The following is a 21,838-nucleotide window of genomic DNA, read 5'->3' on the forward strand; positions in this document are numbered from 1 at the left end:
CCCGGTCTCGGCCTGGCGGGGCAATCTCGAGGTAACACGCGGTGCCCTACGATCGCCCCAACGCGGACGGGATACTTCCGTCTGCTGCGTCGAGGAGGAATCCATGTCCCGTACCGGTCGCTTCATCCAGGTCGCCGTCATCGCGGCCACCGCATCGCTCGCTGTCACCGCCTGCGGCGGGTCCGAGGGGGGCGAGGGCGGCACCGGTGACGAGGGAGCCGCGACCGACGAGCTTGAGCTCGTCACGGCAGGCACCCTGACCGTGTGCTCGGAGGTCCCGTACCCGCCGTTCGAGATCGAGGACAGCTCCGCGCCCAGCGGGTACAGCGGGTTCGACATCGACCTCGCGCAGGCCATCGCCGAGGACCTGGGCTTGGAGCTGTCCGTGCAGGACGTCTCCTTCGACGGCATCCAGTCCGGCACCGCGTACGCCTCCGGGCAGTGCGACATGGGGGCCTCGGCGATCACGATCACCGAGGAGCGGCAGGCGAACCTCGACTTCTCCGACCCCTACTACGACTCGCTGCAGTCGCTGCTGGTCGCCGCCGACTCCGGGATCCAGGGGATCGACGACCTCGCGGGTCAGCCGGTCGCCGTGCAGGCCACGACCACCGGTGAGGCCTACGCGCAGGAGAACGCGCCGGAGGCCGAGCTCATCAGCTTCCCGGGCGACGCCGAGATGTGGCCGGCGCTGCAGGCGGGCCAGGTCGTCGCGATCCTGCAGGACCTGCCCGTCAACGTCACCCACGCCCAGGACGACCCGGCGTACGTGATCGTCGAGGAGTACGACACCGAGGAGAGCTACGGGTTCGCGTTCGGCAAGGACAGCAACCCGAACCTGCTCGCCGCTGTGAACGAGTCCCTGCAGACGATGCGCGACGACGGCAGCTACCAGGAGCTGTACGACTCCTACTTCTCCACCGAGGGCTGAGCGGCATCTCATGGCGATGCGTCGCAGCACCCGCCGTCGCGTGGTGCGGCTCGCGCTGTACGCGCTGTTCGTCGCGGTCATCGCGGTCGCGCTGCTGACGACGGACTGGCAGCGCGTCGAGAGCCAGTTCCTGCGCTGGGACATCGCGGCCGATCAGTTCCCCGAGATCGTCACGATCGCGCTGCGCAACACGCTGCTGTTCACGCTCATCGCGTTCGCCGGGGGGTTGTTCCTCGGCATCCTGCTGGCCCTGATGAAGCTCTCGAGCATCGGCCCCTACCGGTGGTTCGCGACCGGGTACATCGAGCTGTTTCGTGGCGTACCCGCGCTGCTGACGATCTTCGCGATCGGCTACATGCTCCCGATCGCGCTGGGCATTCAGGTGCCGTTCCGACCGGTGGGCTCCGGGCTGCTCGGACTCATCCTGGTGGCGGGCGCCTACATGGCCGAGGTGATCCGTGCCGGCATCCAGGCGGTGCCCAAGGGTCAGACCGAGGCCTCCCGCTCGCTGGGGATGTCCTCGTTCCGCACCATGATGTTCGTGGTGCTGCCGCAAGGCTTCCGCATCACGATCCCACCGATGACCAACGAGTTCGTGCTGCTGCTGAAGGACACCTCGCTGCTGTTCATCGTCGGGACCACCCCGTTCCTCAAGGAGCTGACCGTCTTCGCGCGCGACGAGGCGTCGCGGACGGGGAACAGCACCGTGCTGCTGATGGCGGCGATGCTGTACCTGGTGGTGACGATCCCGCTGACACGGTTCGCCGCCTACCTGGAACGACGACTGGCGAGGTCCCGATGAGCACCGACGAGACACCGCGCGAGCGCGTCCATCCGGACGCGCCGGCGATCGAGATCCGTGACCTCCACAAGAGCTTCGGCGACCACGAGGTCCTCAAGGGCATCTCGCTGACCGTCCGCCCCGGTGAGGTGGTGTGCGTGATCGGCCCGTCGGGCTCGGGCAAGTCCACGCTGCTGCGCTCGGTCAACCTCCTCGAGGAGCCCACGAGCGGGCAGATCCTCATCGAGGGCATCGACATCCTCGACCCCGAGGTCGACGTCGACCGGGTGCGCACCCGCATCGGCATGGTCTTCCAGCAGTTCAACCTGTTCCCGCACATGACCGTGCTCGGCAACCTGTGCCTCGCGCAGCAGCGCGTCCTCGGTCGCAGCCGCGCCGAGGCGGAGCAGGTGGCCCGCGACAACCTGGTGAAGGTCGGTCTCGCCGACCGCGAGGACGCCTACCCCGCGCACCTGTCCGGAGGTCAGCAGCAGCGGGTCGCGATCGCTCGCTCGCTGTCGATGAACCCCGACATGATGCTGTTCGACGAGCCGACCTCGGCGCTCGACCCCGAGCTCGTGGGCGACGTCCTCGAGGTGATGCGCACCCTCGCCCACGAGGGCATGACGATGATGGTCGTCACCCACGAGATGGGGTTCGCGCGCGAGGTCGGCAGCCGGTTGATCTTCATGGACGACGGCCTCGTCGTCGAGGAGGGCGACCCCCGCGAGGTGCTCGCCAACCCTCAGGAGCCCCGCACCCAGGCCTTCCTGTCGAAGGTGCTCTAGCCACACCTACCCCGGGTGGAGGTGATCGAGGACCAGCAGGTGGTACCCGATCACCTCGAACGGGCGGTGGTGGTGGGCGGTGTCAGACTGGGCGCATGGGTCTTCCTGTCGATTCCTCCGCCAAGTTCGCCGAGTACGCCCACCCGGAGCGCCTCGTCTCCACCACCTGGCTGGCCGAGCACCTCGGCGACCCGGGCCTGGTCGTGGTCGAGTCCAACGAGGACGTGCTGCTGTACTCCACCGGGCACATCCCCGGCGCCGTCCACCTGGACTGGCACACCGACCTCAACGACCCGGTCAGCCGCGACTACGTCGACGGCGCGACGCTCGCCACCGTGCTGGGCTCGCGCGGCGTCGCGCGCGAGAGCACCGTGGTGCTGTACGGCGACAAGAACAACTGGTGGGCCGCGTACGCGCTCTGGGTGCTTACCCTCTTCGGCCACGAGGACGTGCGACTGCTCGACGGCGGTCGGGCGGCCTGGATCGCCGAGGGCCGTGAGATCACCACCGAGGTCCCGACGCCGGTGCCCACGGACTACCCCGTGGTGGAGCGGGACGACGCCGCGATCCGCGCCTTCAAGGACGAGGTCCTCGACTTCCTCGGCGGTCAGCTCGTGGACGTGCGGTCCGCCCCCGAGTATTCGGGGGAGCGCACCACGATGCCGGACTACCCCGAGGAGGGGGCGCTGCGGGGCGGCCACATCCCCGGTGCGCAGTCGGTGCCCTGGGCACGCGCCGCGAACGAGGACGGCACCTTCCGCTCGCGCGCCGAGCTGGAGGCGATCTACCAGGAGGAGAAGGGGCTGTACCCCAGCCAGCCGGTCATCGCCTACTGCCGCATCGGCGAGCGGTCCTCGCACACGTGGTTCGTGCTCCAGCACCTGCTCGGGTTCGGCGACGTCAAGAACTACGACGGCTCCTGGACCGAGTGGGGCAACGCCGTGCGCGTCCCGATCGCGACCGGCAACGAGCCCGGCACCGTGCCCGGGACGGCGTCGCAGCGCTGACCGCCGTAGGCTTCCCGTCATGACTTCCGGAGCCGACCTGCCGAGCGCGTTCGCCGCGATCGTCGACGACTTCCAGGCACTCACCGAGCCCGACCGGCTGCAGCTGCTGCTCGAGTTCGCGGAGAGCCTGCCGGAGCTGCCGGAGAGGTACGCCGACCACCCCGACCTGCTCGAGCCGGTGCCCGAGTGCCAGTCACCGGTGTTCCTCACCGTGGAGGTCGGCGAGCAGGGCTCGGCCGACGGCGGCGCCTCGCCCGGGCCTGACTCTCCCGTCCGCGTGCTGCTCACCGCTCCCCGCGAGTCCCCCACGACGCGCGGCTTCGCAGCGATCCTCTCCGACGGCCTGGCGGGGCTGACCGCGGCCGAGGTGCTCGCGGTCCCGGACGACGTCTCCCACCGGCTCGGCCTCGACCGCGCCGTCAGCCCGCTCCGCCTGCGCGGCATGGCGGGCATGCTCGGCCGCATCAAGCGCCAGGTGCGCGAGCAGACCCGGGCGGCGTGACGCCCGGCGGAACCCTCGCCGCGGCGGACGCGTTGTACCGGCACCGGACAAGGAGGCGATGACCCATGCAGTGCCCCACCGACGGCACCACCCTGGTGATGAGCGAGCGGAGCGGTATCGAGATCGACTACTGCCCGCAGTGCCGGGGCGTGTGGCTCGACCGCGGTGAGCTCGACAAGATCATCGAGCGCTCGTTGCAGCAACCGCCGCCCGGTCCGCAGCCCGCGTACGGCACACCGCCGCCGCAGGACCAGCCCGCGCCGGTCCAGTACGTCCAGGACCCGCGCGCCGGCTACGGCCGGGACCGGCGCTACGAGGCGTTCTCGGCTCCCTCGGCGCCCTCGCCGGACGACTCGCGCTACTACGGTCAGCGCCGCGGTGGCCGTCGCAGGGAGAACTGGCTCAGCGAGCTGTTCGACTGACGAGCCGGGTGAGGTGAGGACGGCGCCGGCCCGGCGCCGTCGTCGATGTGTCCCAAGCCACGCTGTCACCTCAACGCTGCGGCGATAGGCTCGGAGACGTGACCGAACACTATGACGTCGTCGTCCTCGGCGCGGGCCCCGGTGGCTACGTCGCCGCCATCCGCGCAGCCCAGCTCGGCAAGTCCGTCGCTGTGGTCGAGAAGAAGTACTGGGGCGGTGTCTGCCTCAACGTCGGTTGCATCCCCAGCAAGGCGCTGCTGAAGAACGCCGAGCTGGCGCACACGCTGATCCACGACAAGGCGAAGTACGGCATCGAGGGCGACGCCACGATGTCTTACGCACCCACGCACGCCCGCAGCCGCCAGGTCTCGGCCGGCATCGTCAAGGGCGTCCACTTCTTGATGAAGAAGAACAAGATCACCGAGATCGACGGCTGGGGCACGCTGACCAGCGCGACCTCGATGGACGTCGCCGCCGATGACGGCGCCACGACCCAGCTGACCTTCGACGACCTCATCATCGCGACCGGCTCCGTGACGCGGATGCTCCCGGGCGTCGAGGTGAGCAAGAACGTGGTCACCTACGAGGAGCAGATCCTCGACCCGGAGCTGCCGGGCTCGATCATCATCGCCGGATCCGGCGCGATCGGCGTCGAGTTCGCCTACGTGATGGCCAACTTCGGTGTGGACGTCACGATCGTCGAGTTCCTCGACCGGATGGTGCCGACCGAGGACGCCGACGTGTCCAAGGAGCTCGCCAAGCACTACAAGAAGCTCGGTGTGAAGGTCCTCACCGGCACCAAGGTCGAGACGGTCGAGGACACGGGGTCGGGCGTCAAGGTGACCGTGACCGCGGGCGAGAACCAGCAGGTGCTCGAGGCGGACCGGCTGCTCTCGGCGATCGGGTTCGCGCCGCGCACCGAGGGTTTCGGCCTGGATGCCGTCGGCGTCAAGCTCACCGAGCGCGGCGCCATCGAGATCGACGACTTCATGCGCACGAACGTCCCTCACGTGTACGCGATCGGTGACGTCACCGCGAAGCTCATGCTCGCCCACGTGGCCGAGGCGCAGGGCATCGTGGCCGCGGAGACGATCGCGGGCGCCGAGACGATGGCGATCGACTACCGGTTCATCCCGCGCGCCACCTACTGCCACCCGCAGATCGGCTCGATGGGTCTGACCGAGCAGCAGGCCAAGGACGCCGGCCACGAGGTCAAGGTCGCGAGCTTCCCGTTCAGCGCGAACGGCAAGGCGCAGGGTCTCGGCGATGGCGTCGGGTTCGTCAAGATCGTCGCCGACGCCCAGTACAACGAGATCCTCGGCGCCCACATGATCGGTCCCGACGTCACCGAGCTGCTGCCGGCGATCAACGTCGCCCAGACCTGGGACCTGACCGCTGATGAGGTCTCCCGCGTCATCTTCGCCCACCCGACCCTGGGCGAGGCGGTCAAGGAGGCCTTCCACGGCATCTCGGGCCACATGATCAACTTCTGAGCCTGCCCGATCGCGCCGTCCACCCTCGGCGGGTGGGCGGCGCTGTCGTCTCCGGTGGAGGTGGAGGATCTCGCATGGACACGATCAACGACAAGCTCCTCAGCTGGGCGAGCCTGCTCGAGCCCGCCACCCGGGAGCAGGCCGAGCGGACTGCGACGATGCCGTTCATCCACCCGCACGTGGCGTTGATGCCGGACGCGCACCTCGGTCTCGGCGCGACGGTGGGTTCGGTCATCCCGACACTGGGTGCGGTGATGCCGGCCGCCGTCGGCGTCGACATCGGGTGCGGCATGATCGCGGTCCGGACCGAGCTCGGTGTCGGTGACCTCCCCGACGACCGGGCCGCCCTGCGGCAGCAGATCGAGCGGTCGGTGCCGGTGTCGGCCGGGGCGTACAACCGGCGGATCACCCGAGACCACACGCAGCGGCGGATCGAGGAGCTGCGGGCGTCGGCTGAGGAGGCCGGCTTCCATCCGGCGTCGTACGCGCGGACCTGGGAGCTGCAGCTCGGGACGCTCGGCTCGGGCAACCACTTCATCGAGGTGGGCCTGGACGAGCGGGATCGGGTCTGGCTGTTCCTGCACTCCGGTTCGCGGGGTGTGGGCAACAAGATCGCCCAGCACCACATCACGGTCGCCCGGCAGCTGTGCGAGCGGTCGGGTGTCTCGCTGCCGGACAGGGATCTCGCCTACCTGGTCGAGGGGACCGACGAGTTCTCGACCTACATCCGGCAGCTGCGGTGGGCGCAGCACTTCGCGCTCCTCAACCGCGAGGAGATGATGGACCGGGTCGCCGAGGACCTGCGGAGGTGGGTGGGGCTCGAGCAGGTGGCCGAGGCGGAGCGGATCAACTGCCACCACAACTACACCGAGCAGGAGCGGCACTTCGGCCAGCAGGTGTGGGTCTCCCGGAAGGGAGCCATCAACGCCGAGGCGGGTCGGCCCGGCCTGATCCCGGGATCGATGGGCACGGCGTCGTACGTGGTCAGCGGCCTGGGGAACCCCGTCTCGCTGAACTCCTCGCCGCACGGTGCAGGGCGGGTGTACTCGCGGACCAAGGCCCGCAAGACGTTCACCCGTGACCAGCTCCGGGAGGCGATGGCGGGCATCGAGTACCGGGACACGGACGCCTTCCTCGACGAGATCCCGCAGGCGTACAAGGACATCGACGTCGTCATGGCTGATGCGGCCGAGCTCGTCGAGGTACGGCACACGCTGCGGCAGATCGTCAACGTCAAGGGCGACTGACGCCGTCCCTCGCCTCGCCGCGCGTACCCTTGCCGACCATGGCGATGCACGCGCAGCCCGAGGCGACCGAGCGCATCAGGCGGATGACCCTGGCGAGCTTCTACCCGCACTACGTCGCCAAGGCGGAGCGCAAGGGGCACACCCAGGCCGAGGTCGACCAGGTCATCACCTGGCTCACCGGCTACGACCAGGACGGCCTGCGCAGGGTGATCGACACCGAGGTGGACCTCGAGACGTTCTTCGCCGAGGCGCCTGCCTTCAACCCGGCGGCCTCCCTCATCACCGGCTCGATCTGCGGGTACCGGGTGCAGGACATCGAGGACCCGCTGATGCAGAAGATCCGGTACATGGACAAGCTCGTCGACGAGGTCGCCGGCGGGAAGAAGATGGAGAAGATCCTCCGGACCGCCTAGTCAGGGCGTGCGGCGTGCTACTCCTGCGGGTCGAGCAGCGCCTGCGCGGCGTCGCGGTGCTCGGGCTTGCCGGTCGTCAGCGCGTAGATCCCGTAGCCGACGGGTCCGAAGGCGCTGAGCTCGGCGCAGTGCTGGGCGAGGCCGGGCCAGGTCCGGGCGCCGGCCTCGCGGTAGGTGCTGACCGTGAGGTCGAAGACCTCGGGCGGTGCGGTCATCTGCTGGTACATCAGGTCTCGGGCGGGGTCTTCGACGCCGGCGGTCGTCCAGTCGAGGACGCCGGTGACCCGCTCCTGCGCGTCCACGAGCACGTGCGCCTGGTACAGCTCGCCGTGGCTGAACACGGTGAAGCTCGGCCAGGTGGAGTCGTCGTCGAGCCAGGTCTCCCAGCGGGTGCGCAGGTGATCGGCGACGCTGAACTCGGCGGCGACCCGGTCGTACTCGCCCCGCCGCTCGGCACGCACCTGCTCCGGGCCGAGGACCTCTACGCCGGCCGCCCGGACCTCCTCGGCGGGTATCGCGTGCAGCGCGGCCATCAGTCGCCCGATCTCGATCGCGTAGCGCTCCGAGGCGGCGTCCACGTGGAACACCGGGTGCCCGTTCGCACCGAGCGTGAGCGCGGGCGACCCCGGCAGCAGCGGGTACGCGATCAGGTCCTCCGCGGCGACCTGCCAGTCCGGCACGGCGACCGCGAGGTGCCGGCGCACCAGCGCCAGCACGGCCGCTTCCCGACCCATCGACTCAGCCATCCCCGGTCGGCGAGGCACACGCAGGACCCAGGCTCCGCCGTCGGCGGCGGTGGCGTAGGCCACCCGGTAGTCGAGGCCCGCCTCGTTGAGGCGGACCGAGTCCACGTCGATCGTCAGGCCATGACTGGCCGCGAGGGTCGCGAGTGCCTCGGGGCTGGCGGCATCGTGGGTCGTCATCTCCTCAGGTTGCCAGGGATTTCGGCTGCGGTGCTGCCATGACACAGGAGACACTGGTGCCCATCCGTTCCGATGAAGGCACGACGATGACCACGTTCACAGCCTGGAAGTTCGGCACCCCCGAGGGAGCCGAGACCGCCGCGACCACGCTCAAGCAGGCGTGGAGCGAGAAGCTCATCAAGGTCGAGGACTACGCGGTCATCGAGTGGCCGCTCGGTGCGGACCAGCCCAAGGTCAAGTACGAGAACCGTGACGAGTGGCGCGCCGCCGGCTGGGGCGCGCTGATCGGGACCGTGATCGGTTCGCTGATCTTCCTGCCGATGATCGGCGCCGCTGCCGGTGCGGCGGTCAACATCCTGCGCAAGAAGATGGAGGGGGTCGGGATCAGCTCCGACCAGCTCGACAACATCGGCAAGGAGGTCGTGCCCGGCACCTCCGCGCTGTTCGTCGTCTCCTCCGACAGCGACCTCGACCGGCTGGCCGAGCGGTTCCGCGGCCAGAGCGGGCACCTGATCGGCACCAACCTCGTCGAGGGCGAGCTCGACGACATCAAGCAGGCGTTCGAGGGCTGACCTCGCCGGGGCTCCCGCGGGACGCGGACGCGGCGCCTCAGAAGCCGCCGTCGAAGCCGCCCGCATCGAAGCCGCCGGCGTCGAACGCGCCCGGGTCGAACCCGCCCGGTTCGACGGCGCCGGCATCGGTGGCGCCGGCGGCTCCGCCGTCGCCGCCTGCCTCGCTCCCACCCGGTTCACTGCCCGGTTCGCCGCCGCCGTCCGACTGGGCGTCGGTGGGTGACTCGGCCGCGGGGTCGGCGAAGGCGGCACCGAACATCGACTGCGCGACGGCGGTCCCGATCACCACGCCTGCCACGGTCCCGAGCAGGCCCCCGCCGAACCCGGCCCCGCCCCTGCCGAAGCCCTGGTCGTCACGGCCGCCGAAGGTGCGCTCGAGCGTGCCCGGCTCCCGCACCTCGGCGCGGGTGGCGCTGCGGGCGAGGTCGGTCGGCGAGTCCGTCGCCGGTCGTTCTGCGGCGGGGACGGCAGAGCCGAGCTCGGCCTGCACCTGCGTGCGCTGCTCCGGTGTCAGCCTGGCGAAGGCTTCGGCGTGCGCCTGCTCGACCTGGTCCGGCGGCGCGGTGCGCAGCAGGTACCGGTACCGGTCCACGGCGCGATCGTCCGGGGTCATCGGTGTCACGTGGCGCGGCGTGCCGCCCGGCTGGTAGGACTCGTTGCGCCCGAAGAGCCTGTCCAGGAATCCCATGATCGTGCTCCCGTCGTGTGGACTGCGTGATGCGCATGCACCTGGCTCAACGACGCTGACGAGCGGGTGGTTCCGCTCGGCTCACGCCACGGAGCGGTCCTGGAAGGGGTTGGGGATGGCGTCGAGGAGCTCTCGGGTGTAGCCCGCCTGCGGGTTCTCGATGACCTCCTTGGCCGGGCCCTGCTCCTGCACCTGCCCGTTCTGCAGCACGATCGCATGATCGGCGAGCATCTGTGCCGAGAGCAGGTCGTGCGTGATGTACAGCATCCCGACACCACGCCGCAGCACCAGCGACTGCAGCAGCTCGAGGATCTCGGCGCGGATCGAGACGTCGAGGCTCGCGATCGGCTCGTCGGCGATCAGCAGCGTCGGGTCGGGCGCGAGCGCCCGGGCGATCACCACGCGCTGCCGCTGGCCGCCGGAGAGCTCGTGCGGGAGTCGCGCCAGATACGCGGCCGCCGGCGTCAGCCCCACCTGCTCCAGCAGCTCGGCGGCGGCGTCCAGCGCCTGCTGCTTGGTCATGCCGCGGTAGTTCTGCAGCGGCCGCGACAGCTGGTAGGCGACGGTGAGGGCCGGGTTCAGCGCGGCGTAGGGGTCCTGGAACACGTACTGGACGGCGTTGCCGTAGACCCTGCGCTGCTTGCGGTTCAGCCGGGTGATGTCCCATGGCTCGCCGCCGCCCTCGGGGTGGTAGCGCACCTGCCCGGAGGTCGGCGACTCGATCGTGGTGATGATCCGTGCGATCGTCGACTTGCCGCTCCCGCTCTGGCCCACCAGCGCGGTCACCTCGCCCTTGCGCAACGTCAGGGACACGTCCGTCACCGCGTCGACGTGCTCGACCCGGAACCCGCGGCGGCGCTCGAAGCGCTTGACGAGATTGGTGATCTCGACGATCGTCGGGACCTCGACCGCCTCCTGGATCTGCGCGACCTGCTCCTCGCGCTCCTCCACGGCCTTCAGACCCGCGGCGTCGTAACCCTCGACGTCCTCGCCGAGCAGCTCGCCGTAGGAGCCGAGCAGGTGCACCGAGTACGGGTGCTGCGGGCCCCCGGTCAGCAACGTGTCGGTGGCGACGTCCTCGACGATCTCGCCGTCGAGCATGATGGCGACCCGGTCCGAGAAGTCCAGGATCGTGCCCATGTCGTGGCTGATGAGGATCGCGCCGAACCGGAGCTCGGCCTGCAGCCGCCGGATCTCGTCGAGGATCTGCTTCTGCACGACCACGTCGAGCCCGGTGGTCGGCTCGTCGAACAGCACGAGCTTCGGCTGCAACGCGAGCGCGAGCGCCAGGTTGACCCGTTGGCGCATGCCGCCCGAGAGCTCGTGCGGGTACATCCGCAGGAAGGACCGCTCGATCCTCACCATGTCCATCAGCTCGCAGGCACGCTCGTGCGCGGCGTCCGCGTCGGAGTCGGAGTGCGCCGTGATCACGTCGGTGAAGACCTTCTCGATCCGCACCACCGGGTTGAGGCTGTTCATCGAGCTCTGGAACACGGTCGCGACGTCACGCCACCGCTTCGGCCGCAGCTCGTTCTCCGTCGCGTCGGTGACGTCGTCCTCGCCCCACCAGATGCGCCCGTTGGCGACCCGGCCAGGCTTGCGCAGCAGCCGCAGCACCGCCTGGGCCAGCGTGGTCTTGCCCGACCCGGACTCGCCCACGAGGCCGACGAACTCACCCTCGGACACGGTCAGCGAGGCGTGCTTGACGGCGTCCACAGCGGTCCCGAGCCTGGGCTCGTACCGGACGCTCAGGTCCTCGACCCGCAGGACCGGGGTGGTGCGCTCGTTCGCCATCAGTTCTCCTCCTCGCGCAGCTGGGCGTTGCTCAGCAGATCGACACCGAAGTTGACGAAGCTGAGCGAGGTGGTGATCAGGGCGAGGAACACACCCGGGACCAGCAGCCACACCCACAGGCCCTGCACCAGCGCGCCGTTGGCGTTCGCCTGGAAGAGCATCTGTCCCCACGAGACCGTGTTCGGGTCGCCGAAGCCCATGAAGGACAGGCCGGCCTCGGCCGCGATGGCCGCCGTGGAGGCCGCGATGAAGCCCGAGACCACCAGCGAGGTCATGTTCGGCATGATCTCGCGGAACACGATCCGGAGCATGCCGTCGCCGCCGAACCGCGCCGCCGTCACGAACTCGCGGCTGCGCAGCGTGATGATCTGCGCCCGCTTGGTGCGCGCGTGACCGGCCCATCCGGTGATCGCCACCACGAACACCAGCAGACCCAGGCCGCGGGTCTCCGAGTACGCGACGATCACCATCATCAGCGGCAGCACCGGCACCACGAGCGCCAGGTTCGTGAGGAAGGACAGGCCGTCGTCGAGCCAGGTGCCCTCGGCGTAGCCCGAGACCATGCCGATCAGCAGCGCGATCAGGGTGACGCCGAGACCCCCGAGGACACCGATCGCCAACGACAGCCGGGTGCCGAAGAGCAGCTGGGTGTAGATGTCGAAGCCGAGCGTGTTGGTGCCGAGCCAGTGCTCGCCGCTCGGGTCCTGCACCGGCACGAACGAGGAGTCGTTCGGGTCGTGGGGCGTCAGCATCGGCGCGAAGATCGCGATGAACACGAAGAAGGCCAGCATGACGATGCCGATCCGCGCCTTCTTGCTCGACCACAGCACCGCGTACCAGCGCGGTGGCCGGGGGACGTGGACGTGCACCTCGGGTGCGCCCTCGACGTGCTTGGTCGCACGGCTCCAGCGGTCCTCGGCAGGCGGGCGCTGTCCGGACCCCGCGCCACCGGGGGGCGCGTTGGTCGCGTCGGCCTCGGCCGCCGTGCCGACCGGTGCCAGCTGGGCCGGCGGCGGCCCGGCGGGTGCGGACGTCTCGTTCTCAGTCATCTCGGCTCCTCCTCACCGGCTCTTGCGTGCACGCGGGTCGATGACGCCGTACAGCAAGTCGACGACGAAGCTCGCCGTCAGCACGATCGTGATCGTGGTCAGCAGGATCGCCTGCATCAACGGGAAGTCGCGGTTGCTGGTCGCCTCACCCATCAACCGCCCCATGCCGGGGTAGTCGAAGAGCTGCTCGACCAGGATCGAGCCGCTCATCAGCACGCCGAGGGAGAGCGCGAAGCTGGTCACGGTCGGCAGCAGCGCGTTGCGGGCCGCATAGCCGAGGGCGACCTTCCGGTCGGGCAGTCCCGCCGCCTGCGCGAGCCGGATGTAGTCGCCGCCCAGCTCCTGCACCATCGTGTTGCGCATCCCGAGGATGAACCCGATCGGTGCCGTGACCATCAGCGTCAGCGCGGGCAGGAACGCGTGCGAGAGGACGTCGGCGACGAACAGCCAGTTCCAGCCCGGCGTCGTGTAGCCGTAGCCGCCCACGGCGGGGAACCAGCCCAGCTCGTAGGCCAGCACGAACAGGATGATCATGCCGATCCAGAACGACTGCAGGTTCCCCAGGAACGTCGAGCCCACGGAGATGAAGGAGTCGAACCGCGAGTTGCGGCGCCAGGCCGCGTAGGTGCCGAGGAAGGTGCCGAGCAGGAAGGCCAGGATCTGGGTGACCCCGATCAGCCCGAGCGTCCACGGCAGCGCCTGCCCGATCACCTCCCCGACCGTGAAGGGGTAGTAGGTGAAGGAGACCCCGAGATCTCCCTGAGCGAGCTGCTGCAGGTACTTCCAGTACGCCACGAACACGTTCTCGTCGGCGTAGCCCAGCATCGCCCGGACCGCCTCGATCTGCGTCGGGTCGATCTCGCCGTCGCGCCCGGTCAGCTGTCGGACCATCACCTCGGCCGGGTCGCCGGGCTGCAGCCGCGGGATGAGGAAGTTGAGCGTGACCGCCGCCCACAGCGTGAGCAGGAAGTAGCCGGTCTTGCGCGCGTAGTACCTCATGCCGCGTCCTCGGGCGGGCGGAGGGTCGTGATGACACGGAGCATGTTGTTGGTGGGGTAGGGGTCGTCCTCGCTCGGCCAGCCGACGGCGTTGTCCTCGCGGTAGATCAACCGGACCGGCGAGTACTGCAGCGCGATGTAGGGCATCTGCTCCATGTACACGTCCACGATCTCGCTGAGGTAGCCGGCCTCCTGCGCCGGGTCGGTGCTGGCCGACCAGTCCTCGACGAGCTGGTCGACCTCCGGGTCGTCGTACCGCGCGATGTTGAGCAGGATCGTGTCCCCGTCGGGGATCTGCGAGGTCGTCAGCCGGCCACCGAGGTCACGGGAGCGCTGGCACCCGCCGCCGATCGAGTCGAGCACCATGTCGTACTCGCCGGACTTCTTCATCGAGTCGACGGCGTTCGGGTCCGTGGTGACGACCTTGGCGTCGATCCCGACCGCCTGGAGGCTGCGGACGACGACGTCGGCCATCGCGATGTAGTCCATCCAGCCGGCCTGCACGGAGAACACGAGGGCGATGGGGGAGCCGTCGGGTGCCGTGCGCCAGCCGTCCTCACCCATCGCGTAGCCGGCCTCGTCGAGGATCTGGTTCGCCGTCGCAGGGTCGTGCGGGATGAACTCCTCGCCGCGCCACTGCTCCGGCACCTGGTCCTGCTGGATCGGCAGCTTGAGCATCGTCTGGCTGCCGACGTCCATGATCCCGAAGCTCGCCCGCAGCGCCAGCGCCTCCTTGTCGATCGCGTAGGCCGTCGCCTGCCGGAAGGCGAGGTCGCCTGTGACCGGTCGCGTCATGTTCATCGCGAGCACGGTGGTACCGCCCGGCGGGTAGTAGTACTCGACGCCGCTGCGCGAGACCGATCGCTCAGGGTTGGGGATGTCACCGGTGTACAGGTCGAGCGCGCCGTTGCGCATCGCGAGTGCCCCGGAGTTGGCGTCGTACTGACCCTCGAGGATCAGCCGCTCGACCTTGACGTTCTCCGCGTTCCAGTAGCTCTCGTTGCGCTCCAGCGTCAGCTGGCGGCCGTTGTAGGACTCGTGCACGAACGGTCCGGTCGAGACCGGGTCGGTGTCGACGTACTGGGTCGGGTCGCCGACGTCGGCCCAGACGTGCTCGGGGACGATCTTGATCTCGTTGAGGATCTTGTCGGTCTTGGCGACCGCGCTGCCGGTGAAGGTGACGATCACGGTGTGCTCGTCCGGGGTCTCGACCGACTCGGCCGGCGCGCCGAACAGGTCGCTCCACAGCCCTCCTCGGTCAGCGGCCGGGTACTCCTTGGCCATGAGGAAGTTGAAGGCGACGTCCTCGGAGGTGAAGTCCTCGCCGTCGGTCCACTGCACGCCCTCCCGGAGGTCGATCCGCAGCCGGGTCGGGCTCTCCCACTCGTATCCGGTCGCCAGCCAGCCGATCGCCTCGCAGGTGAACTCGTCACGGATCATCAACGGCTCGTACAGCCACGTCGAGGTGATCGGGTTCGTGCTCAGCCAGTTGTAGTTGATGAGACCCTGCACCGCGCCGGTCGCCTCGGCGGGCAGCCGCAGCACGTCGATCATGCCCTCGGGCGCCTCGGGGACATCCGTGATCCCGATCGTGGCGCACGCCGACAGCCCCAGGCCGGCGGTGAGCAGCGCTGCCGCTGCCCTCAACCTTGCTCTGCGTCGTCTCATCAGGCACCTCCTTGTGCTCGGTCCCGCCGTCGCGGCCGGGTGGCCGCGACCGTCTGCTAGGGGATGTCGACGTCGATGACGACCCCGTCGAACAGCCTCGGCTGCAGCTCTGTCCTGGAGATCCGCAGCCCACCGTCGCGGTAGGCGTGCGGCTCGCGCCGCGCCGGCACCGCAGCGCCGTCGACGTGGACAGCGCTGGGGCCGTGGCCGCGCTCACCCACGTGGAACCGCAGCCGCGCGCGGACGCCCCAGATCGGCAGCGTCACCTGCAGGCCGTCCAGCTCTGGCACCAGTACCGGGTCGACGACGAGCGCGTCGCCGCGGCGGGTGAGCCCCAGCAGGCACTCGACCACGATCCGCAGCGCGATCCCGGGGCCGGAGGAGTAGACGCGCCACCCGCCCTCGACCTCGACCTCGCCGCGGACGATCTCGTCCCAGCGCTCGAGCGCGGCGTACCTGTCGGGCACGACGGCGTCGCTCGAGGAGAAGTACGTCGTCGCCTGCCGGCGACGGGCGTGGCCGGTCGCGGCACGCGTGTCGACCGGGTTGATCAGGTCCAGGGCGTGCAGCAGGTCCGCCCCGCGGCCGAGCGTGGCCATCGCCTCGGCGTAGCGCAGGTGGGCGTGCGTGTACATCGTGCCGATCTCGCGGCCGAAGAAGCTCGCGCTCTCGGCACGCTGGAAACGCAGCATCGGGCCGCCGCGGTAGACCGGGGGTCGGTCGAACAGGTGGGCGCCGTCCGGGAGCACCAGCTGCTCGGCGATCAGCTCGGCGTGATGGGCCGCCTGCTCCGGCGTGAAGATCTCGTCGATGATCGCGTGGATCATCGGAAGGATCGAGTAGGTCAGCCCCGTCTCGTGGTCACGCGGGTGGAGCAGGTAGGTGAACTCGTTCGCACCGGGTGGCAGCAGGCCGTAACCGGCGACCGTGCCGTCGGGTACCAGGTGCTCCTGGAGCTCCGCGAGGATCGTCGCCGCGTCGCTGCGCAGCCGCTCCGGGCTGAGCGCACCGGCGGCCACCGCCGTGTCCGCTCCGGCGGCCTCGATCCCGGCGGCGAGGGTGACCAGCGCGTGGTGGTGCAGCGTCACCGTCCAGCTGGAGGTCATGCCCTCCTTCATGGCGGGGTCCGCCGGCTGCAGCGAGTCGTTCCAGTCGCCGTGCCCGTAGGCGCTCAGATGCGTCCCCGGCACCACGAGCGAGGCGCCCAGCTCGACGGCGCGGCGCAGGTGCTCGGCGACGGTCGCCTCGCCGGCGCCTTCGCTGCCCGTGTAGAAGGGCACCATCTCGCCCAGCAGCGAGGCGTCCCCGGTGGCGAGCAGGTACCGACCCACGGCGAGGACCGGCCAGAAGATCACGTCGCCGTGCGCGTCACCGTTCGGTGCGATCCGGTCGATCTCGAAGATCTCGAACGCCTGCCCCCAGCCGCCCTCGGGGCTCTGCGAGGCGAGCACCCGCAGCAGCAGCGCCCGCAGCTCGGGGTGCCGCTCGAGCGCCAGCAGCATCTCGACGGGTCCCTGACACACGTCGCGCGTGCCCCAGCCGCCGCCGGTGTACTGCTCGATCCCACGCGGCGACAGGTAGTGCGTCAGGGCGTTGTCGGCCAGCCACGGCAGCACGTGGCGCAGCCGATCGACCTGCGCGAGCGCGCCCCCGGCCTGGTGCGCCTCCTCGCGCGGCAGCTCGATGTCGAGGCCGCCGAGCACGCCGTCCCAGAAGTCCGCCGGACCGACCTCCTCGGGGAGCGGGACCAGCGTGGCCGACAGCCGCAGCCCGGCGCTCGTGGTCGGCTCCGTCGTCACCGTGACCCAGGGCAGACCGCGCGGACGCGCGTCGGCGAACAACGGTGCGTCGTCGCCGAGCGGGACGTCGGCGGCAGAGCCGGTCCGCTCGATGACGAGCCCGCCGCCCGGGCGCCGTTCCGCCAGCGCTGAGCCGGCCGGCGCCAGGAACGTGCTGGTGGCAGACCCCTCGGGGCCGTCGGTGCGCTCCAGCGGGTAGGCGTCGAGCCCGTCGTCGCCGTCGAGCGCGAGGTTGAGCGCGAGCAGCAGCCGCACCGGCTCGCCCGAGGTGACCGAGACGTCCACCGTGACGACCTGCTCGTCGGTGGGCGCCGTCGTCGTCACCTCGATCTCGTGGGTGTCGGTGACATAGGTCCAGGAGACGGCGCCGGGCGTGATCGACCACAGCGAGGGCGCGTCGAGAAGGTGCCAGACGCCGTCGATCTCCACGAACGCCCGCAGCCCGGCGGCGCGGTGGTGGCCGAGGTAGCCGCGCCCGATCGAGAGCAGGCGGTCCTTCGAGACATGACCCTGCGTGAGGTAGGAGGCGAGCTGGCCGCCCATCGTGGTGGTCGTGGTGAGGATCGACTCCTCCGGGAGCCACCGCCCGCCGGAGCGCAGCAGGTGGGCGTGCGGGCGCACGAGACCGAGCTCCTTGCGCCGCGTGACCACGTGCCGGGCGTTGCCGAGGAAGTAGGCGAGCACGCCGTGCTCGTCGCGCTCGACGTAGGTCGCCTCGGCGAGGCCCGGCAGGTCCGCCACGTCCTGCGCCGGGAGCAGCGCGGCGGGTGCGAGCAGCGTCGGGACGGTCTCCTCGCCGCCGTCGACGGCGCCCGGGCCGGCGGGCTCGATCAGCTCGCGCGCCCAGGTCAGCGCCTGGTCCGCGTGGGTCAGGTCGGCCGGGCTCGTCGCGTCCGGGTGGTCGGCCACGACCAGGCCGACGACGGCGAGCCGGTGCGGGGTGTCGACGCTCAGCTCGGTCGCCGCGGTCTGCAGCGCGACGAGCGTGTGCTCGTGCTGCCACCGCCGCGAGGGCAGCGTCGGTGCGAACAGGCCCTCCGGGACCTGGCCGGTGCGCAACGACAGGCCGGCGAGGTCGAGCAGATCGGTGGCGTAGCCGACGACCTCGTCGGTGGCGGCCATGACCAGCCACGGGTTGGTTCCCTCGAAGCGCTGGTTCTGCCGGACCGCGACCACCGTGCCCGCCGCGGGATGGCGCAACGGGGTGACGTCGATGTACTGGGCCCCGTAGTGCTCGTTCATGCGCACCAGCCAGGGCGGCGCGAGCGCGACGTCCTGGACGGCGACGACGTCGACCGTTCCGGAGCCGGTGAGCTCGACCACCCACGCCCACGTGGTCTCGGCCAGCTCGAGGCGCGCGGTGTAGCGGACACCGGCCCACTCGCCGTGCACGAGCAGCCGGCCGTCGACGGTCGAGATGCTCGACCCGGAGGCCGGGCCGAGCACGGGGTGGACCGCCGTGACGACATCGCCGTCACGGAGCCGGAGCCACGGGGTGGCGAGCGGTGTCTCCAGAGCGTTCGCGGCGTACATGTTCAGCCGCGTGGTGCGCCAGCTCAGCCAGGCGAGGCCGCCGTGCGGCTGCACGTCGGCCCACACGCCGTCGCGCTCGCCCACGGTGAACCTGGAAGTCATCATCGTCCTCGGTCGGGGTGCCGTACATCACATACCTAGTGCACACTAGGTTACTTTGGCAAGCCTTTCCAGCGATCTGGAGGACCCGTGAGCGACGTCCGACTGCAGCGACGCGAGGTGCTCGTGGACGGCCGACCGAGCCTGGTCCGCGCCGGTGAGATCCACTACTTCCGGCTGAAGCGGGACGACTGGGCGGGCAGGCTGCGGCTGCTCCGCGCCGCCGGCGGCGACACCGTGGCGACGTACGTGCCGTGGGTCGTCCACGAGCGCGGCGACGGCAGCATCGACCTCACCGGCCGCACCGACCCGACCCTCGATCTCGGCGCGTTCCTCGACCTGGCCGCCGAGACCGGGCTGCGGGTGCTGCTGCGCCCCGGGCCGTTCATCATGGCCGAGATGGCGGGGGAGGGGGTGCCCGACCGCATCCGCCGCGAGCGCCCCGAGGCCCTGCCCGTCGGCTGGCACGGCGAGCCGGCCGCGTCCTCGGACCTTGACTACCTCGCGCCGGGGTTCCTCACCGAGGTCGCCCGCTGGTACACCGCCCTCGGCGAGGTGGTCGGACCTCGCACGGCACCCCGCGGCGGTCCCGTCATCGCGGTCCAGCTCGACAACGAGATCGGGATGCTCGCGTGGGTCTCCAACACGCCGCAGCTCACCGACCGTGCGTGCACCGAGCTGCACGACTGGCTGGCGAGCAGGTACGGCTCCGCGCTGCTCGAGCGCTACCCCGGGCTCCCCGCCGCAGTCGGCTTCGCCGACGCGGTCCGTTCGCCCCGCCCCGAGTGGGCGCGTGCGCTGCGGCTCGACCTCGGGCTGTTCTTCCGGGGGCAGTTCGGCCGGTACGGCACCGAGCTGGCCTCGATGGCGACGTCGGCCGGCATGGGTGGCGTGCCCTTCCTCATCAACATCCACGGCACCTCGGGTGGATCGGGCGCCTCGTTCCCGATCGGGCTGTCGCAGGTGCTGGAGACGTACGTGGGGCGCAGCCAGATGGCAGCCGGCTCCGATCACTACCTCGGCGACCTGACTCTGCGCACCGCTGCCGACCTGCACCTGATCAACGCGTTCATGGCGGCTGCCGCACCCGAGCAGCCCGGCATGACCCTCGAGTTCGAGGCCGGCCGTGGTGACTACGGCGACGACCTCGGCCACGAGGTCGACCCCAGCGCGGTGGTGCTCAAGACGCGGCTCTCGCTCGCGCAGGGGCATCGGCTGCTCAGCTATTACCTCTTCGCCGGCGGCACGAACTTCGTGGCCGACCCGCCGCGCACCGACGGCACCACCCGGTTCGCGATCACCGGTGAGCGGCACGGCTTCTCCGCACCGGTCGACCCCGAGGGCCGCCCCGGTGCCACCTACGAGGCGACGGCCGAGGCGTTCGGGGTCGCAAGGCGCCTGGAGGCCTGGCTCGCGGACTCCCGGGAGGAGCACGACGACCTGGCGCTCGGCATGGTCCTCGACGACTACCTCACCGAGTACCAGCCGCCGCTCGCCGAGGGCGACGACGCCGATGCGGTGAGAGATCTCGAGCACGGCCGCGGCGCCGGCCCGCGCGACCTGCTGGGCCGGGTGCTGCTGACGCTCGGGCTGCGGTACGGCGCCGCAGACCTGCAGCGGGACCCCGGCCCGGACGGCTGGCCCCACCTGATCGTGCTGGGCTCGCCCACCGCGCGCGACCGCGCGGTCCAGGAACGGCTCGCCGAGCACGTGGGTGCCGGCGGAGCGCTGCTGCTGCTGGGTGCGCTGCCCACCACCGAGCTCGACGGGACCCCGTGCACGATCCTGGCCGACGCCCTCGGGGTCGCGGTCGTCCGCGAGATGCGCGACGGGCCGGGCCGGTTCACCTCGGTGATCGAGGTCGCCGGCTGGGGCTACGGGACCGAGCGGCGCGTGGGACGCCTCCAGACCTACGACGCCCCCGACGCGCAGGTGCTGCTGACCGAGGCGATGTCCGGGGCGCCCGCCGGGCTGCTGGTGCAGCCGACCGGCAGCGGACCTGCAGTGGTGATCGGCTGCGACTTCGGCGCCGACCTCGCGTTCTTCGCGACCGCGCTGGAGCGGCTCGGCGTCACGCCCGGGCTGCGCCGCGACGCCGTGCCGGGCCTCATCTCGACGACCACCCGGGCCGGCGACGGCTCACGGCTGCTCCACCTGCTCAACGTCAGCGGGTCGACGCTCCGCTCCGCCGTCGAGCTGGACGGGGAGGCGCTGCTCGGCGGCACCGAGCTGGCGCTGCCCCCGCGGACCGGGCTCGCGCTGCCGATCGGGGTGCGCATCGGCGGCCGCACTCTCGCGGCGACGGCCGAGATCGAGGAGGTCGACGGCGATCACGTGCTGCTGGCCGAGGCCCTCGACGGCACGCCCCGACGCGCCTGGCTCGACGGCGTCGAGGTCAGTGTCCCGACCGACGGCCGCCTACCGCTCTGACCAAGCCTTGCGTCATACGTTCGGTGGAAGCAGTGCCCCTCGACGTATGACGCAAAGGGAGAGGCCCCACGGCGTGGTCACCGCTCCACTCGTTGCGTCATACGTTCGGTGGTGGGGGTTGCTCACGATGCATGACGCTACGCGATTCGCCCGAGAGCCCCCCGGATCTGGGCGAAGAACGCGTCGGGCTGCAGTCGGAGACCGAGCAGCGGAAGCCTCAGCACCGTGTCGCTCTCGAGCGTCAGGAAGTTCTGGCGCAGTGCGTCACCCACGACGTTCTCCGCCCACGTGTGGTGGATGCCGTCAATCTCGACCACGACGCTGTGCGCGTCCCAGTAGACGTCGAGGTAGTAGCGGCCGCGGTTGTCCTGCCGCAACACCTGCCGGTCAGGTCGAGGTAGTTCTCGACGGCGGCACTCCTTGGCGAAGTCGAGCTCGCCGAGCGCTCGGGCGCCGTCGAGGATGTCGTTGACGATCTCCGACAGGGGAACGCGGCGGCGATGGCGCTTCACGCGGAGCAGCTCGAGACCGAGATCGTTCGGGTGCACCAGCCCTTGCTGAACGGTGGCGGTCACCAGATAGGCAGCCTCGCGGTCAGTGCGCGCCCAGAGGGCACCCCGGATCGCAGCGACAGGTGGGCGGCTCCGAGGGATGCCGATGGGCACGATGTCCTCGGCGCACCAACGCCGGGTCTGTCGAAT

19 protein-coding genes are annotated in these 21,838 nt (G+C 70.5%); 11 read left to right on the plus strand and 8 right to left on the minus strand.

Going from position 1 to position 21,838, the window contains the following annotated elements:
* Window positions 1-103 precede the first annotated feature (103 nt).
* The 9 genes from GPA04_RS19365 to GPA04_RS19405 all read left to right on the plus strand — a co-directional run bounded on the left by GPA04_RS19365 (window position 104) and on the right by GPA04_RS19405 (window position 7,584).
* Window positions 104-931 (plus strand): ABC transporter substrate-binding protein, encoded by an 828-nt coding sequence (locus GPA04_RS19365; protein WP_156225864.1) that lies wholly within the window; start codon window positions 104-106, stop codon window positions 929-931.
* A gap of 10 nt (window positions 932-941) precedes the next feature.
* Window positions 942-1,733, plus strand: coding sequence for an amino acid ABC transporter permease (locus GPA04_RS19370; RefSeq protein WP_156225865.1), 792 nt, complete (start codon window positions 942-944; stop codon window positions 1,731-1,733).
* Window positions 1,730-2,500 (plus strand): amino acid ABC transporter ATP-binding protein, encoded by a 771-nt coding sequence (locus GPA04_RS19375; protein ID WP_156225866.1) that lies wholly within the window; start codon window positions 1,730-1,732, stop codon window positions 2,498-2,500. The genes GPA04_RS19370 and GPA04_RS19375 overlap by 4 nt, the downstream gene beginning before the upstream one ends.
* A 95-nt stretch (window positions 2,501-2,595) precedes the next feature.
* A complete protein-coding gene (locus GPA04_RS19380) occupies window positions 2,596-3,507 on the plus strand; it encodes a sulfurtransferase (RefSeq protein WP_156225867.1) in 912 nt (303 codons plus the stop codon).
* A 19-nt stretch (window positions 3,508-3,526) separates the two neighbouring features.
* Window positions 3,527-4,009 (plus strand): SufE family protein, encoded by a 483-nt coding sequence (locus tag GPA04_RS19385; protein ID WP_156225868.1) that lies wholly within the window; start codon window positions 3,527-3,529, stop codon window positions 4,007-4,009.
* Between the two features lie 65 nt (window positions 4,010-4,074).
* A complete protein-coding gene (locus GPA04_RS19390) occupies window positions 4,075-4,431 on the plus strand; it encodes a TFIIB-type zinc ribbon-containing protein (protein ID WP_156225869.1) in 357 nt (118 codons plus the stop codon).
* 98 nt (window positions 4,432-4,529) lie between these two features.
* Entirely contained in the window at window positions 4,530-5,924 is a 1,395-nt protein-coding gene (gene lpdA / locus GPA04_RS19395; RefSeq protein WP_156225870.1) for a dihydrolipoyl dehydrogenase, read from the plus strand.
* A gap of 74 nt (window positions 5,925-5,998) precedes the next feature.
* Entirely contained in the window at window positions 5,999-7,171 is a 1,173-nt protein-coding gene (locus tag GPA04_RS19400) for an RtcB family protein (protein WP_156225871.1), read from the plus strand.
* 38 nt (window positions 7,172-7,209) lie between these two features.
* Window positions 7,210-7,584: a DUF2200 domain-containing protein gene (locus GPA04_RS19405; protein ID WP_436277931.1), complete on the plus strand. Its 375-nt coding sequence runs from the start codon at window positions 7,210-7,212 to the stop codon at window positions 7,582-7,584.
* A gap of 17 nt (window positions 7,585-7,601) precedes the next feature.
* Here GPA04_RS19405 and GPA04_RS19410 read toward each other — a convergent pair whose 3' ends face one another.
* Window positions 7,602-8,507 (minus strand): macrolide 2'-phosphotransferase, encoded by a 906-nt coding sequence (locus tag GPA04_RS19410; protein ID WP_156225872.1) that lies wholly within the window; start codon window positions 8,505-8,507, stop codon window positions 7,602-7,604.
* An 86-nt stretch (window positions 8,508-8,593) separates the two neighbouring features.
* Here GPA04_RS19410 and GPA04_RS19415 point away from each other — a divergent pair, with 86 nt between their 5' ends.
* Complete coding sequence (locus GPA04_RS19415) at window positions 8,594-9,079, plus strand: DUF1269 domain-containing protein (RefSeq protein ID WP_156225873.1); 486 nt, start codon at window positions 8,594-8,596, stop codon at window positions 9,077-9,079.
* Between the two features lie 37 nt (window positions 9,080-9,116).
* Here GPA04_RS19415 and GPA04_RS19420 read toward each other — a convergent pair whose 3' ends face one another.
* From GPA04_RS19420 to GPA04_RS19445, 6 genes are all read right to left on the minus strand, one after another.
* Complete coding sequence (locus tag GPA04_RS19420; protein ID WP_156225874.1) at window positions 9,117-9,767, minus strand: hypothetical protein; 651 nt, start codon at window positions 9,765-9,767, stop codon at window positions 9,117-9,119.
* Between the two features lie 81 nt (window positions 9,768-9,848).
* Entirely contained in the window at window positions 9,849-11,561 is a 1,713-nt protein-coding gene (locus GPA04_RS19425) for an ABC transporter ATP-binding protein (RefSeq protein ID WP_156225875.1), read from the minus strand.
* Window positions 11,561-12,610: an ABC transporter permease gene (locus GPA04_RS19430; RefSeq protein WP_156225876.1), complete on the minus strand. Its 1,050-nt coding sequence runs from the start codon at window positions 12,608-12,610 to the stop codon at window positions 11,561-11,563. Before GPA04_RS19430 ends, GPA04_RS19425 begins: the two co-directional genes overlap by 1 nt.
* 12 nt (window positions 12,611-12,622) lie before the next feature.
* Window positions 12,623-13,609: an ABC transporter permease gene (locus tag GPA04_RS19435; RefSeq protein WP_156225877.1), complete on the minus strand. Its 987-nt coding sequence runs from the start codon at window positions 13,607-13,609 to the stop codon at window positions 12,623-12,625.
* A complete protein-coding gene (locus tag GPA04_RS19440; RefSeq protein ID WP_156225878.1) occupies window positions 13,606-15,276 on the minus strand; it encodes an ABC transporter substrate-binding protein in 1,671 nt (556 codons plus the stop codon). Before GPA04_RS19440 ends, GPA04_RS19435 begins: the two co-directional genes overlap by 4 nt.
* Window positions 15,277-15,332: 56 nt before the next feature.
* Entirely contained in the window at window positions 15,333-18,710 is a 3,378-nt protein-coding gene (locus tag GPA04_RS19445) for a GH36-type glycosyl hydrolase domain-containing protein (RefSeq protein ID WP_156225879.1), read from the minus strand.
* A gap of 87 nt (window positions 18,711-18,797) precedes the next feature.
* Between GPA04_RS19445 and GPA04_RS19450 the strand changes: the two genes are divergently transcribed.
* Window positions 18,798-21,137, plus strand: coding sequence for a beta-galactosidase (locus GPA04_RS19450; protein WP_156225880.1), 2,340 nt, complete (start codon window positions 18,798-18,800; stop codon window positions 21,135-21,137).
* A gap of 137 nt (window positions 21,138-21,274) precedes the next feature.
* On the opposite strand, the gene GPA04_RS21250 is transcribed toward GPA04_RS19450, so the two are convergent.
* Complete coding sequence (locus GPA04_RS21250) at window positions 21,275-21,712, minus strand: DUF559 domain-containing protein (protein ID WP_206674287.1); 438 nt, start codon at window positions 21,710-21,712, stop codon at window positions 21,275-21,277.
* Between the last annotated feature and the right edge of the window lie 126 nt (window positions 21,713-21,838).

This window comes from Pseudactinotalea suaedae (assembly GCF_009733815.1).
In the GTDB taxonomy this organism is placed as follows: domain Bacteria; phylum Actinomycetota; class Actinomycetes; order Actinomycetales; family Beutenbergiaceae; genus Pseudactinotalea; species Pseudactinotalea suaedae.